Here is a 13083-nt window from a genome sequence, read left to right on the forward strand (position 1 = left end):
CCCCCCCCCCCCCCCCCCCCCCCCCCCCCCCCCCCCCCGCCAACCCACGGAATGCCAGCCTTTGACGTTGACGTTGCATTGAGCAGGCGCAGGGCGCAGCCCTGCAAACAAGGCCCCCATCCACGCATGGCGTGGATCTACCCCATCGCCTGCCACCACTGCGCCAGCAGCTCCGGCCTGCGCAACCGCTCGCGCCACCAGCGCAATGCCGCACCATCCTCACCCGTGCGCCACGCCAGCCAGAATGTCTCCTCCGGCTTGGGCTCCTCCACCTCGCGGATCACCAGCTGCCCGCGCGCCACCGCCGCGCGCGCACACGGCCCGGGCAGGAAACCGAAGCCCACGCCCTGGCACTGCAGCTTCAACTTGCTGGCCATGTCCGGCACCGTCAGCATTTCCTGCCCCATCAACAAGCCCACCGTCCGCGGCAGCAACCGCCGCGCGGAATCGGACACCGCGATCGCGCAATGCTCGGCCAGCTGCTCGCGGCCCAGCACGCCCGGCACCTGCGCCAACGCATGATCCGGCGCCACCGCAAACACGAAATCGACGCTGCCCAGCGGTTCCACGACATAGCCACCACCACTGGGGCCTTCGCCCGCGGCACCCACCAGCAGGTCGGCACGGCGATCCAGCAGCGCTTCCCAGGTACCTGACAGCGCTTCACCGAACAGCCGCAGGCGCGTCGGCGCTTCAATCCCACGAAACGCAGCGATGTCCGGGCCCAGCAGCCAGGTCGGGAACATCGAATCCACCGCCAGGGTCAGCTCGGCCTCCCAGCCAGAGGCCACCCGGCGCACCCGCAGCTCCAGTTCGCGGGCGGCACGCAGCAGGTGGCGGCCCTCCTCCAGCAGGGCGCGACCGGCCTCGGTCGGCTCCGCACGGGGGCCGACCCGGTCGAACAGCTGCACGCCCAGGTCCTCCTCCAGCTTGGCCACGGTGTAGGAGATGGTCGAGGGCACCTTGTGCAGGGCCTTGCCAGCGCCGGCAAACGAGCCGCGGCGGTCGATGGCGTCCAGGATCTGCAGCGCGTCGAGGCTGAGCTTGAGCATTCGAAATTTTCGATGATGGCTGTCAAAACTATCCGTTTTTCAAACCCGGGGTGCAAGCGGATACTTCTCTCCAACGGGGAAACACAGCGGCCACCGGCCCACCCCGCCCCATCGAAACCATCGAACAAGGAGAAATCATCATGCTGCAGATCCGCAAGAGCGCTACCCGTGGCCTGGCCGAGCATGGCTGGCTGTCTTCCCGCCACACCTTCTCCTTCGCCGGCTACTACGACCCGCGCTACGTCAGCTTCGGCCCGCTGCGCGTCATCAACGAAGACAAGGTGATTGGCGGCCAGGGTTTTGGCACCCACAGCCACAGCAACATGGAAATCATTTCCTACGTGCTGGGCGGTGCGCTGGAGCACAAGGACTCGATGGGCACTGGCTCGGTGCTGCGCTACGGCGACGTGCAGGTGATGAGTGCCGGCAGCGGTGTCAGCCACAGCGAGTTCAACCACTCGGCCACTGATCCGGTGCACTTCCTGCAGATCTGGGTCTTCCCGGACAGCGAGAACATCGAGCCGTCGTACCGCGAGACCCACTTCGCGCCGGAGACCAAGCGCGGCCAGCTGCGCCTGATCGCCTCGCCCGATGGCGCCGACGGTTCGCTGCGCATCCAGCAGGACGCCCGCATCTACGCCACCATCCTCGATGGCAGCCAGAAGCTGCACCACGCACTGGGCAACGGCCGTGGTGCCTATGTGCAGGTCGCCCGTGGCCAGCTGCAGGTCAATGGCATCACCCTCGATGCCGGTGATGCACTGCAGATCAGCGACGAGGCCCAGCTGACCCTGGAGAACGGCAACGACGCTGAAGTGCTGGTGTTCGACCTGCCGCTGTAAGCACCCGGCAGTACCGTGCAGCGAGGCCCGCGATACCCATCGGTATCGCGGGCCTTTGCGTGTGCGACGGGCGACGTTGCATTCGTATTCGCATTGGAATGACACAAATGGCACTTGCCCGACCGATCTGGAAACGTTTTCATGACCGGGATCCTCCGGAGCCTTTCCTGCGCATGACGCCTTCTTCCCCGCGTGCCCAGCAGCACGCCACCCGCGCCGCCTTCTTCATTCCCGGCTTTGCCACCGCCGCCTGGGCACCGATGGTGCCCTATGCCAAGGCCAAGGCCGGCCTGTCCGATGCCAGCCTGGGCGCAGTGCTGCTCTGCCTGGGCCTGGGTTCGCTGCTGGCGATGCCCTTGGCCGGTGCGTTGAGTGGACGCCTGGGGTGCCGTCGCCTGATGGTCATCACCACGGCGTTGATCCTGCTGGCCCTGCCACTGCTGGCGCTGGCACCATCGCCGCTGGCACTGGGTGCGGCCCTGTTCCTGTTCGGTGCCGGTGTCGGCGCGATGGACTGCACGATGAACATGCAGGCCGTCGCGGTCGAACGCGATGCCGGCCGCGCGATGATGTCCGGCTTCCACGCGTTCTACAGCATCGGCGGCTTCGTCGGTGCCGGCTGCATGACCGGCCTGCTGTTGCTGGGCACGCCGCTGTGGACGGCGGCCCTGCTGTCGGTGGCAGCCATGCTCGTGGTGGCATTGCTGTCGGCACCGCACTGGCGCCCGCAGCGCATCGCCCATGACGGCCCGATGCTGGCCGTCCCGCATGGCGTGGTGCTGTTCATCAGCGTGCTGGCCTTCATCGTGTTCCTGGCCGAAGGCTCGATGCTGGACTGGAGCGCGGTGTTCCTGGCCGAAGTGCGGCAGGTGCCGCGCGACCAGGCCGGCGCGGGCTTCGCGGTGTTCACCCTGGCGATGACCGCGATGCGCCTGTTCGGCGACGGCATCGTCGAGCGCCTGGGCCGTACGCGCACGATCGTGCTGGGGGGCATCACCGCAGCCACGGGCTTCGCCCTGGCCACGCTGGTACCTTCCTTCGCGGTGGCGCTGGCGGGCTACGTGATGGTCGGCCTGGGCTGCGCCAACATCGTACCGGCGCTGTTCTCGATGGCCGGCCAGCAGCGTGCGATGCCGGAAAGCATTGCGATCACGGCCGTGACCACGCTGGGCTATGCGGGCATCCTCGCCGGCCCGGCAGCGATCGGCGGGCTGGCCCACCTCACCACCCTGGGCTTCGCGTTCCTGTGCGTGGCAGCGCTGCTGCTGGGCGTGGCCGCCTCCGCCCGGGCGCTGGCACGCCGCCTGCCGTAAGGAAAGACGTCAGCTGCGGCTGGGCGCAGCGGCAGCGGTATCGCGCACCAGCCACTCGGCCTGCGCTGGCAGTTGCGGCGCCGGGCAGGTTGCGCGGGGGTGGTGCTCGTCCTGGGCCATCCAGTCATCGACCACGCCGGCCAGCAGGTCCAGCCGCAGCGGCAGGGTGATGTGGTCTTCGCCGCGCATCTCGATGTAGTGCGCGCGCGGATTGGCCAGGGCGAGCTCGCGGCCCTGGCTGACCGGGATGTGCTGGTCGCCCTGCCCGTGCAGCAGCAGCACGCAGGCGCGGGTATCGGCCAGCGCGCGGGCGACGTCCACCTGGTCCAGGTCGACGTCGATGCGGCGGCTGGCCGCGGCGATCACCTGGTTGATGTCCTGGCCGCCATAACGCCAGCGCGCATAGGACGCCACTGCCTGCGCCTTCAACCCCTCCGGCTGCAGGGCCATCAGGTGCGGGATCATCGTGCGGATCGCCACGCCGGCATTGGCGAACGATTCCATCGCCACCACGCCGGCCACCTGGTCGCCCAGCTTGTCGGCGGTGAACACCGCCGTCGCGGCGCCGTAGGACACGCCGAACAGGTACAACGGCCCGGCGACCTCGCCACGCGCACGCAGCTCGCCGATGACATCGACCACATCATCCGATTCGTAGGTGCCGTAGCCGGACGGGCCGCGCCCGGACTGCCCGTGGTTGCGCAGGTCCAGGGTGACCACGCGGTAGCCCGACTCGGCCAGCTGCAGCGACCACGGCAGCATCGAATCACCGTTCATCATCCAGCCGTGCAGCAGCACCACGGTGCCGCGCGGCGCCTGCGCACGGAACGGCTGCGGCACCGACAGGCTCAGCCCGGTATCCAACGGCTGGCCGTTCTCATGGCGCTGCGGCAGGTAGTGGTAGCGGGCGCCGTAATCGCCGGGGTCGAAGACGCGCCAGAAGATCGGCACGTTGTCGCGCCCGGGCAGGAAGCCATGGCGGTTGGGCAGCTCGGCGATGGCCGCGGCGATGCGCGGCTGGTCCAGCAGGGTGGACACGCCACCGGGCGCGACCAGCTGGTCGCTGAGCGAGGTGGACGAGGCGGTGATCGAGGATGAGCATGCAGCCAGCCACAGGCCGGCGCACGCCAGCAACAGCAGCAGCGGGCGCTTCATGGGCAATCAGGGAAAAGGTGCGACAGCGTGGCAGGTTAGCGGGCGCGGCCGGGCGCATCTATCGCAGCTCGATGACGTATTGATGACACGCCGGGATCGATTCAGCTTCGTGCGATGTCGCATATGGACAAAGCATTGATCCGGATCAATGAACGCGCCCGCGCGTTTGCCGACAGTGCGCCCATGCGTACCTCGTTCAAGCTCCTCCTTGTCCTGGCCGCCGCGACCGGTGCGGCCTTGGGCATTGCCCGCAGCACGCCGTACTGGTTCGCGCCGCGCCAGCACGCCGTGGTCGACATCCACGATCCCGCGCTGATCGCCCGCGGCCAATACCTGTCGCGCGCGGCCGACTGCGCCGCCTGCCACACGGCCCCCGGCGGCAAAGCCTTTGCCGGCGGGCTGGGCATGCAGACGCCGATGGGCACGATCTATTCCACCAACATCACCCCGGACCCGGATACCGGCATCGGCCGCTACGACTACGCCGATTTCGAGCGCGCGGTCCGCCGCGGCATCCGCCACGATGGCCAGCCGCTGTACCCGGCCATGCCCTACGCCTCCTACGTGATCGCCAGCGATGACGAGGTCCAGGCGCTGTACGCCTACTTCATGGGCGCGGTGCAGCCGGTGCGCCAGCACAACGCCGACAGCACGATCCCCTGGCCGGCCAACATGCGCTGGCCGCTGGCATGGTGGCAACTGCTGTTTGCCCGCCCCCGCAGCTTCGTTGCCGATCCTGCGCTGGATGCCGGCCAGCAGCGCGGCGCCGAACTGGTGGAGGGCCTGGCCCACTGTGGCGCCTGCCATACCCCTCGCGGGCTGGCCTTCCAGGAAACCGCCATGGCTGATGACGAGAGCCGCCGCTTCCTCTCCGGTTCGGTACTGGAAGGCTGGTATGCGAAGAACCTGCGCAACGAAGCCACCGGCCTGGCCAGCTGGAGCCAGGACGAGATCGTCGAGTTCCTGCGTACCGGCCGCACCGATCGCTCCGCCGCGTTCGGCGGCATGGCCGACGTGGTGGAACACAGCACCCAGTACCTGACCGACGCCGATCTGCTGGCCATGGCCCGTTACCTGAAGCAGTTGCCGCCGCGCGCCGGCCGCAGCACGCAGTGGACTGCCGGCCCCGACACGACCACCACCGCGCTGCGCGACGGCGACTACCGCGTGGAGGGTTCGCTGGCCTATGCCGAGCACTGCCAGGCCTGCCACCGCGCCGATGGCCGTGGCATGCCGCGCATCTACCCTGCCCTGGCCGGCAACTCCATCGTCTTCGCCGATGATCCGAGTTCGCTGGTGCAGGTCACCCTGGCCGGTGGCCGCACCCCGCACACGCCGCACGACCGGATGGCCTTCTCGATGCCCGGCTTCGAGCATCTGCCCAACGCCCAGCTCGCGCAGATCCTGACCTTCATCCGCAGCAGCTGGGGCAACCAGGCCAGCGCGGTGAGCGAAGCCGACATCGCGCGCATGCGCAGGGTGGTGCGCGACAAACCCGTGCATGTGGTTCCGCAGGAGGTGGCACCATGAGGCGCGCACGCAAGCGCAGAAGCGCGGCCATCGTCATTGCCATCGGCGTACTGGTGGTGGCCGCAGCCGCCGCACTGCTGTACGCGTACCGCCATCCGTCGCTGGATGCCACCCCCGCCACGCTGGACATCCTCGACGCACAGGGCGCGCGGGTCGGCGCGTACCACATGCCCAGCGCCGAAGAGATCGCCAGCCTCGGCAATGGCGATGCGGTGATGTACGGCCGGCGCCTGCTCAACGAGACCGCACGCCTGCTGCCGGACAACGTGGGCAATGACCTGAACTGCAACTCCTGCCACATGGCCGAGGGCAAGCGGCCTTTCGGCAACCACTACCTCAACACCGGCGGCGGCAGCTACCCGCGCTACATGACCCGCCCCGGCAAGGAGATCGGCCTGGTCGAACGCATCAACGGCTGCCTGCAGCGTTCGATGAACGGCAAGCCGCTGGCCGGCGACGCACCACCGATGCGCGCGATGCTGGAATACATGGCCTGGCTGAGCCGCCCCGTACCCGACGGCGCGCGCGTGGCGGCGCCAAGCGAAGGGCCGATCGATTCCTCGCTGGTGCCCGACCGCGTGCGCGGCCAGGCCCTGTATGCAGCGCAGTGCGCCGCCTGCCACGGCGACAACGGCGAGGGGCGCCGCGATGGCAGCGGCGATATCGCCTTCCCGCCGCTGTGGGGCGAGCGCAGCTTCAACATCGGTGCGGGCATGGCACGGCTGTACAAGGCGGCCAGCTTCGTCAAGCACAACATGCCACCGGCGGCGGGCCGCGAACCACCGCTGGGCCAGCAGGTGATGCCCGACCAGGACGCGGTGGACATCGCCGACTACTTCATCCACCAGCCGCGGCCGGATTTCGCCGGCAAGGGCAAGGACTGGCCGCGCGACCCCAAGCCCAAGGATGCGCGCTACTGACCCGTCAGCGCTTGACCAGCTCGACGCGTCGATTGCGTGCCCTGCCCTCTTCGCTGCCATTGTCGGCCACCGGTTTGTCCGCACCGAAACCGGCTGCCTGCAGGCGCTCGGCCGCAATGCCCTTGCCGGCCAGCGCCGCCACCACCGATGCCGCCCGGGCTTCGGACAGGCTGCGGTTGTGGGCCGCCGCACCGCTGTTGTCGGTGTGGCCTTCAATGGACAGTTTCAGCGAGGGATCGGCACGCAGCAGCTCCAGCACCTGCGCCAGCTGCGGTTCGGACGTGGGCAGGATGTCCGCCTTGTCGGTGGCGAAGTTGACCTGGATGGCGACCCGGCCAGCGCTGTCCAGCTGCTTCTTCAGGGCGTCGGCCGGCAGCAGCGCAGCGGTCTGGGTGAAGCCCTTGCGTTCGACCATCACCCAGCCGGCGCTGAGATATTCCAGCCGCGCATGAACCCAGAGCTGGCGACCCTCGGCCAGGTCAACCTGGTAGACCACGGTGTCGTAGTCCTGCCAGCTGAAGCCGGCGGCATGGCTGTAGGCGGCCTTGACCGCCTGCGGCACACCGTCGGCCGCCTCGCGCGGGATGCGGCCTTCGAACACCTTGCGGCCACCGGCCTGCGCCATCATCGCCTCAAGGTTGCGCCGCACCTCGTGCATCGAATACGCGTGCTCGCCCTTGTCGAAATCCTGCGCCCAGGTGCGTCCTTCCACCTGTTCGAAGCGCTCGCCGTTCCAGAACGGGAAGGCATCGAAGTCGCGCTTCTGCGGCGCATTGCGGTCGCTGTAGCCGGCCGGCAGGGCCAGGTGCGGGAAGCTGCCGGACCACTGCGCGGTAGCCTTGAACGGCACCGCATCCAGCACCACCAGCCCGGCCCCATTGCTGTCCACGGCCAGCTGCACCCAGACCGTGCGATCGGCCTGGCGCACCACGTACACCGTGGTCGCCGCGTCCTGGTCCATGTTCACCGCATCGATGAAGCCACCGCCGATTTCGTCTTCCAGCTGCGGGCCGTAGTAGATGTCACGCAGCAGCTTGCCTTCGAACACCTTGTGCCCACCGGCCGCCGCCAGCACGCCGTCGAAGTTGCGCTGCACTTCCAGCGCAGAGAAGGTCTTGTCTGCGGCAGCACTGGTGTCTGCCACGATGCGCGCCGACCAGCTGGGCCTTCCTCCCAGTGCACGCCATCGCCGATGCGGAACGGGAAGCGCGCCCAGGCGCGCGTGCTGGCGGCGTTCTGCGGCGCATAGCCCTGCGGCAGGCTGAAGAACGGCAGTTCCCCCAGGGCCACGCTGCTGCTCGACAACGCGGTGGTGTCGAAGGCCAGCACCGGCACGGGCTTGCCATCGCGGTCAGTGAGGCCCGGCACGGCGTCCGCAGCCGGTGCAGCGCTGGCGGCGGCAGGAGGGGCCGCGGGTGTGTCTGCAGGCGCCGTTGCCGCATCCGGCGCCGGTACGGGTGTCCGTTCGCAGCCTGCCAGTACCAGCAGCACCGCGGCCCCAAGCCAGATCTTCGTCCATGCCTGCATCGCCACACCTCACGTCCATTGAGAAGGGCCCGAGCATAGCCCATGGCCGTGACGGGCCACACATTGCCATCGTTCCTGCGTTCGCGCGTCACCGTGATGTCATTGGCGCTGCTGAAACTCCCGGGCTTTCCCCCACTCAAGGTCCGGTTTCGATGCGAACGATTGCGCGTTTTCCCCGAGTCTCGCTGCTTGCCCTGCTGATCGCCCCCGCGCTGGACGCCCTGGCCGAAGCACCGCAGGGCGAAGCCGCCGAAACGCACAGCACCGATGCACGGACCCTGGACCAGGTGCAGGTGATCGGCCAGGCCACCAGCTACGCCAAGACCTCGGTGCGCGCCGAAACGCTGAACCGGCAGACCGTGCTCAGCAGCGTCAACGGCGCGCTCAATGAAGTGCCGGGCGTGGTGGTCAGCGAAGCCGACGCCACCGGTTCATCGGTGTGGGGCACGCAGATCAGCATGCGTGGCTTCGTCACCAACCGCGACACGCAGCAGATCGGCACGACCATCGATGGCCTGCCCAACGGTGGCTCGGGCTACGGTGGCGGCTCGATGGCCAACCGCTACATCGACACGCTCGACCTGGAGACGGTGGAAGTGAGCCAGGGCACGGCCGATATCTCCTCGCGTTCGAACGAGGCGCTCGGCGGCACCCTCAACTTCCTCACCGGCGATCCGCTGCAGGACAGCCGCCTGCGTTTCGTCGTCGGCGCCGGTGACAACGATGCGCGCAAGTACTACGTGCGCTACGACACCGGGCTGCTGGGCGGCCACACCCGCGCCTGGGTCAGTGCGTCCTCGGCCCGGGTGAGCGACTGGATCGACGGCAGCGGCAAGACCAGCAACGACCATATCGCCGGCAAGTTCATCACCGAACTGGACCGCTGGACGCTGACCGGCTACCTGTCCTACAACGATGCCGACGAGCCGGAATACACCAGCGTCTCGCCGCAGGGTTTCGCCACCAACCCCGACCGCGACAACCTGGTCGGCACCCTCACCGGCATCCCCTACCTGGACCAGAACTACCGTTCGGGTTCGCGTGCGCTGCGCGAAAACACCTTCGGCTACCTGCGCGCGGCCTTCGACGGCGGCAACGGCTTCAAGGCCTCGATGGCCGCCTATGGCCACCGCATGCAGGGCCGCGGCGACTGGCTGCCGCCTTACCTGGCCGATGTCACCAATGATGGCGCCGGTCGCCCGCAGTCCGAATACCTGGGCGGCAGCACCGTGTACGGCGGCAGCAACCTGGGCCAGATCTACTTCGTGAACCCCGATGGCAGCAGCGCCCAGCCGATTGCCGGCTGCACCCCGCGCGTGGGCTTCAGCGCCGAGTACGACCCCAACTGCTACGCCGGCAACGTGCTGGGTGCGCAGTCCTATCGCCACACCCACTACGACAACGACCGCATGGGCGTGACCGCCGATGTCGAATGGCGGCAGACCTTCGGTGGCGTCGACAACACGATCCGCGGCGGCCTGTGGGTGGAGAAGCTGGACCGCTCCGCGCGCCGCGACTGGCACCGCCTGCTCAACGTCGGCCAGGACATCGGCTTCGACCACCAGCCGTACTGGGTGCAGTTCGAGGACAAGTACAAGGTGGACGAGCAGATGTACTACGTCGAGGACGTGGCCCGCTTCGGCCCCTTCAGCGCGCGCGTGGGCGTCAAGCAGTTCTTCGTCGACCAGTCGCGCAACCGCGTGATCGGCGCCAGCGAACACGTCACGTCTGATTCCAGGTCCGATCCGCTGCTGTCCACCGGCTTCACCTGGGCGCCGGGCGTGGAAGGCATGGAGCTGTTCGCCGGCTTCTCGCAGAACTTCGCCGCGATTCCTTCCGGCGTGCTTGGCGAGACCGATCCGCAGCGCTTCCGCAACGTCGAACCGGAAACGGCCGACAACATTGAAGTAGGCATGCGCATCAGCCGCTGGCCGCTGACCGCCTCGGTCACCCTGTACAACATCAAGTTCGACAACCGCATCGTCTACCTGCCGGCCGGTTTCGTCAGTGGCATCGACTACCTGGGCGAGACCGACGGCGTCTACGAGAACTTCGGCGGCGTGGAAAGCAACGGCCTGGAAGCCGCCTTCGGCTACGGCTGGGACAACGGATGGCGGGTCAACGCGGCTTACACCTACAACCGCTCCAAGTACCTGGGCAGCGGCGATGCCGCGCGTGACACCCAGCTGGGCATCGTCGATGGCGCCAAGGTGATCGGCCAGCCCGAGCAGATCCTGGTGCTGTCGGCCGACTGGCAGGGCGAGAACTGGAACTTCGGCCTGTCCGGCCGCTACCTCGGCACCCGCTACCTGGACGCGGCCAACGTCAACAAGCTGCCCTCGGCCACCATCTTCAACGCCAACATCGGCTTCGACCTGCAGGGCCTGTCGCCGCGCCTGAAGGGCATGGGCGCCAACCTGGTGGTGAGCAACCTGACCGACAAGCGCTATCTTGCAGGGGTGGACGGTGCCAACGCGGCCTTCATCGGCGCGCCGCGCACCGTCGGCATCTCCTTCCGCGTGGATCTGTGAGGCATTCGTGACTGATATCGGCCGACGCCGGTTGTTGCAGGCCGGCGTCGCCGCCGGCCTGGCACCGCTGCTGCCCAGCATCGCCCGGGCGGCGGCCATCGCCCCGGCCGCGCAGACGCGCAGCCTGCAGGACCTGCAGCACATCGTGGTGTTCATGCAGGAAAACCGCTCGTTCGACCACTACTTCGGCACCCTGCCGGGCGTACGTGGTTTTGGCGACCGCTTTGTTGCCCCTGCCGCGCCCCTGGCCGGCGGGGACAGCGCGCGGAGCCTGTGGCTGCAGCCCGATGCCAGCGGCCAGCGCGCGATCGCGCCGTTCCCGCTGGATACGGCCGCGCACTTCGGCTACATGCGCGTGGAAGGCACCCCGCACACCTGGCCCGACGCGCAGCGCGCGTGGGACCATGGCCGCATGGGGCACTGGCCGATGGCCAAGCAGAACCACGCAATGGGCTATTTCCAGCGTGCCGACCTGCCCTTCCAGTTCGCCCTGGCCGAAGCATTCACGATCTGCGACGCGTACCACTGCGCCATGCAGGCCGGCACCAACCCGAACCGGGTATTCCTGTGGACCGGCCACAACGATGCCTTCGCCCGCGCCGGCGGGCCGGTGATCGCCAACTCGCATGACAATTTCCCCGAGCACGGCGGACATCCGGATTCGTACCGCTGGGCCAGCTATGTCGAGCGTCTGCAGCAGGCCGGCGTGTCCTGGCAGATCTACCAGGACATGGCCGACAACTTCACCGACAACCCGCTGGCCGGCTTCGAGACCTTCCGCCAGGCCTACCGTGCCGCACCGGGGCACGATGCCGCGCTGCGCCAGCGCGGGGTCAGCACGCGGGGCCTGGCCCAGCTGCGCCAGGACGCCATCGAGGGGCGCCTGCCGCAGGTCAGCTTCATCATTGCCGATGCCGCTGGCAGCGAGCACCCCGGCCCGTCCAGCCCTGCGCAGGGCGCGGCCTACACCGCACGCGTGCTGGATGCGCTGACGGCCGATCCGGAGGTCTGGAGCCGCACCGCCCTGCTGCTGATGTTCGACGAGAACGACGGCTTCTTCGACCACGTGCCGCCACCGGCACCTCCATCGGCACAGCCCGGTGGCGGCTGGGCAGGCGCTTCATCGGTGAGCACCGAGGGCGAGTACCACCAGCACCCGGCACCGGGCGACGGGAAGTACGACGAGGCCGGACTGCGGGGCCGCCCGTATGGATTGGGCCCGCGCGTGCCGCTGTACGTGATCTCGCCGTGGAGTCGTGGTGGCTGGGTCGATTCGCAGGTGTACGACCACACCTCGGTGCTGCGCCTCATCGAACGCCGCTTCGGCGTGGCCGCGCCGGACATTTCGCCGTGGCGCCGCGCCGTGTGTGGCGACCTGGTCAACGCCTTCGACTTCGCCCAGCGCGATACCCGCCCGTTCGTGCGCAGGCTGCCCGACGTGAGCGCCACCGCCGCGCGCGCAGCAGCCCTGCCGGGCCGCACCGTGCCGGCACTGCCCGAGGGCCTGCAGGCGGCGCGCCAGGAAGCGGGCACGCGCCCTTCGCGCGCGTTGCCGTATCGGCCACACGCGCAGGTGCAGGCGATTGCCGCGGACGGCGTGGCCCTGCACCTGGCCTGCGAAGGCGCCGCCAGCGTGCTGCACGTCTACGACCGCCTGCAGCTGGCCGCCCTGCCACGCCGCTATACGGTGCTGCCCGGCGCGCCGCTGCAGGACCGCTGGGCGCTGGATGCGCAGGGTCGCTATGACCTGTGGCTGCTCGGCCCCAATGGCTTCCATCGCCACTTCCGTGGCGTGGCCGGTGCACCGGTGCTGCAGGCGCAGGTTGACCCGGTCGAGGGCCAGCTGCGGTTGCAGCTGCGCAATGCAGGCAGCGCCGCGCAATCGATCCGCGTGCGCGCCGGTGCCTACGCCGGGCACATGCCGGAGCAGACGCTGATGCTGGCCGCGGGTGCGCAGACCACGCTGGCCTGGGACGCTGCGCCCACCAGCGGGTGGTATGACCTGCACGTGGTGGCCGGTGACAGCGAACTGCGCCTGGCCGGCCGCGCCGAAGACGGCCGCCCCGGCACCAGCGACCCGGCGATGGGTGGCCAGCCACTGCGCTTCGAGCACGGCTGAAGGTTTCTGTAGAGCCGAGCCATGCTCGGCTGCGCGGTCCTGTAGAGCCGAGCCATGCTCGGCTGCGCGGTCCTGTAGAGCCGAGCCTATGCTC

At 68.8% G+C, this 13083-nt stretch carries 9 protein-coding genes; 6 read left to right on the plus strand and 3 right to left on the minus strand.

The genetic code is table 11. The features are described from left to right. Window positions 1–137 precede the first annotated feature (137 nt). Window positions 138–1052: a LysR family transcriptional regulator gene (locus IAE41_RS09930; protein WP_200733006.1), complete on the minus strand. Its 915-nt coding sequence runs from the start codon at window positions 1050–1052 to the stop codon at window positions 138–140. A 140-nt stretch (window positions 1053–1192) separates the two neighbouring features. On the opposite strand from IAE41_RS09930, the gene IAE41_RS09935 reads away from it, so the two are divergent. Both IAE41_RS09935 and IAE41_RS09940 read left to right on the plus strand, forming a co-directional pair. After that, window positions 1193–1894, plus strand: coding sequence for a pirin family protein (locus IAE41_RS09935; protein ID WP_108764760.1), 702 nt, complete (start codon window positions 1193–1195; stop codon window positions 1892–1894). Between the two features lie 173 nt (window positions 1895–2067). Then, window positions 2068–3207: an MFS transporter gene (locus IAE41_RS09940; RefSeq protein WP_079221471.1), complete on the plus strand. Its 1140-nt coding sequence runs from the start codon at window positions 2068–2070 to the stop codon at window positions 3205–3207. Window positions 3208–3216: 9 nt separating this feature from the next. Here IAE41_RS09940 and IAE41_RS09945 read toward each other — a convergent pair whose 3' ends face one another. Continuing rightward, on the minus strand, window positions 3217–4362 hold the full coding sequence (locus tag IAE41_RS09945) for an alpha/beta fold hydrolase (protein WP_200733007.1): 1146 nt from the start codon (window positions 4360–4362) through the stop codon (window positions 3217–3219). Between the two features lie 183 nt (window positions 4363–4545). Between IAE41_RS09945 and IAE41_RS09950 the strand changes: the two genes are divergently transcribed. Next, the gene (locus IAE41_RS09950; RefSeq protein ID WP_200733028.1) at window positions 4546–5892 is read left to right on the plus strand and encodes a cytochrome c; all 1347 of its coding nucleotides are present in this window, start codon (window positions 4546–4548) and stop codon (window positions 5890–5892) included. Then, the gene (locus IAE41_RS09955; protein WP_200733008.1) at window positions 5889–6812 is read left to right on the plus strand and encodes a c-type cytochrome; all 924 of its coding nucleotides are present in this window, start codon (window positions 5889–5891) and stop codon (window positions 6810–6812) included. Before IAE41_RS09950 ends, IAE41_RS09955 begins: the two co-directional genes overlap by 4 nt. A gap of 4 nt (window positions 6813–6816) precedes the next feature. Here the strand turns inward: IAE41_RS09955 and IAE41_RS22730 are convergent, their stop codons facing one another. Continuing rightward, window positions 6817–7956, minus strand: coding sequence for an OmpA family protein (locus IAE41_RS22730; RefSeq protein WP_325166997.1), 1140 nt, complete (start codon window positions 7954–7956; stop codon window positions 6817–6819). Window positions 7957–8491: 535 nt separating this feature from the next. On the opposite strand from IAE41_RS22730, the gene IAE41_RS09965 reads away from it, so the two are divergent. Then, window positions 8492–10870, plus strand: coding sequence for a TonB-dependent receptor (locus IAE41_RS09965; RefSeq protein ID WP_200733009.1), 2379 nt, complete (start codon window positions 8492–8494; stop codon window positions 10868–10870). A 7-nt stretch (window positions 10871–10877) separates the two neighbouring features. Further along, window positions 10878–12989: a phospholipase C, phosphocholine-specific gene (locus tag IAE41_RS09970; RefSeq protein WP_200733010.1), complete on the plus strand. Its 2112-nt coding sequence runs from the start codon at window positions 10878–10880 to the stop codon at window positions 12987–12989. Window positions 12990–13083 lie beyond the last annotated feature (94 nt).

The organism is Stenotrophomonas sp. S39 (assembly GCF_016624665.1).
Taxonomy (GTDB): Bacteria; Pseudomonadota; Gammaproteobacteria; order Xanthomonadales; family Xanthomonadaceae; genus Stenotrophomonas.

Excerpts from the sequence above, each read along its gene's own strand:
- IAE41_RS09930 (WP_200733006.1), bottom strand. The coding sequence starts at position 1,052 with ATGCTCAAGCTCAGCCTCGACGCGCTGCAGATCCTGGACGCCATCGAC.
- IAE41_RS09940 (WP_079221471.1), top strand. The coding sequence starts at position 2,068 with ATGACGCCTTCTTCCCCGCGTGCCCAGCAGCACGCCACCCGCGCCGCC.
- IAE41_RS09950 (WP_200733028.1), top strand. The coding sequence starts at position 4,546 with ATGCGTACCTCGTTCAAGCTCCTCCTTGTCCTGGCCGCCGCGACCGGT.
- IAE41_RS09965 (WP_200733009.1), top strand. The coding sequence starts at position 8,492 with ATGCGAACGATTGCGCGTTTTCCCCGAGTCTCGCTGCTTGCCCTGCTG.
- IAE41_RS09955 (WP_200733008.1), top strand. The coding sequence starts at position 5,889 with ATGAGGCGCGCACGCAAGCGCAGAAGCGCGGCCATCGTCATTGCCATC.
- IAE41_RS09935 (WP_108764760.1), top strand. The coding sequence starts at position 1,193 with ATGCTGCAGATCCGCAAGAGCGCTACCCGTGGCCTGGCCGAGCATGGC.
- IAE41_RS09945 (WP_200733007.1), bottom strand. The coding sequence starts at position 4,362 with ATGAAGCGCCCGCTGCTGCTGTTGCTGGCGTGCGCCGGCCTGTGGCTG.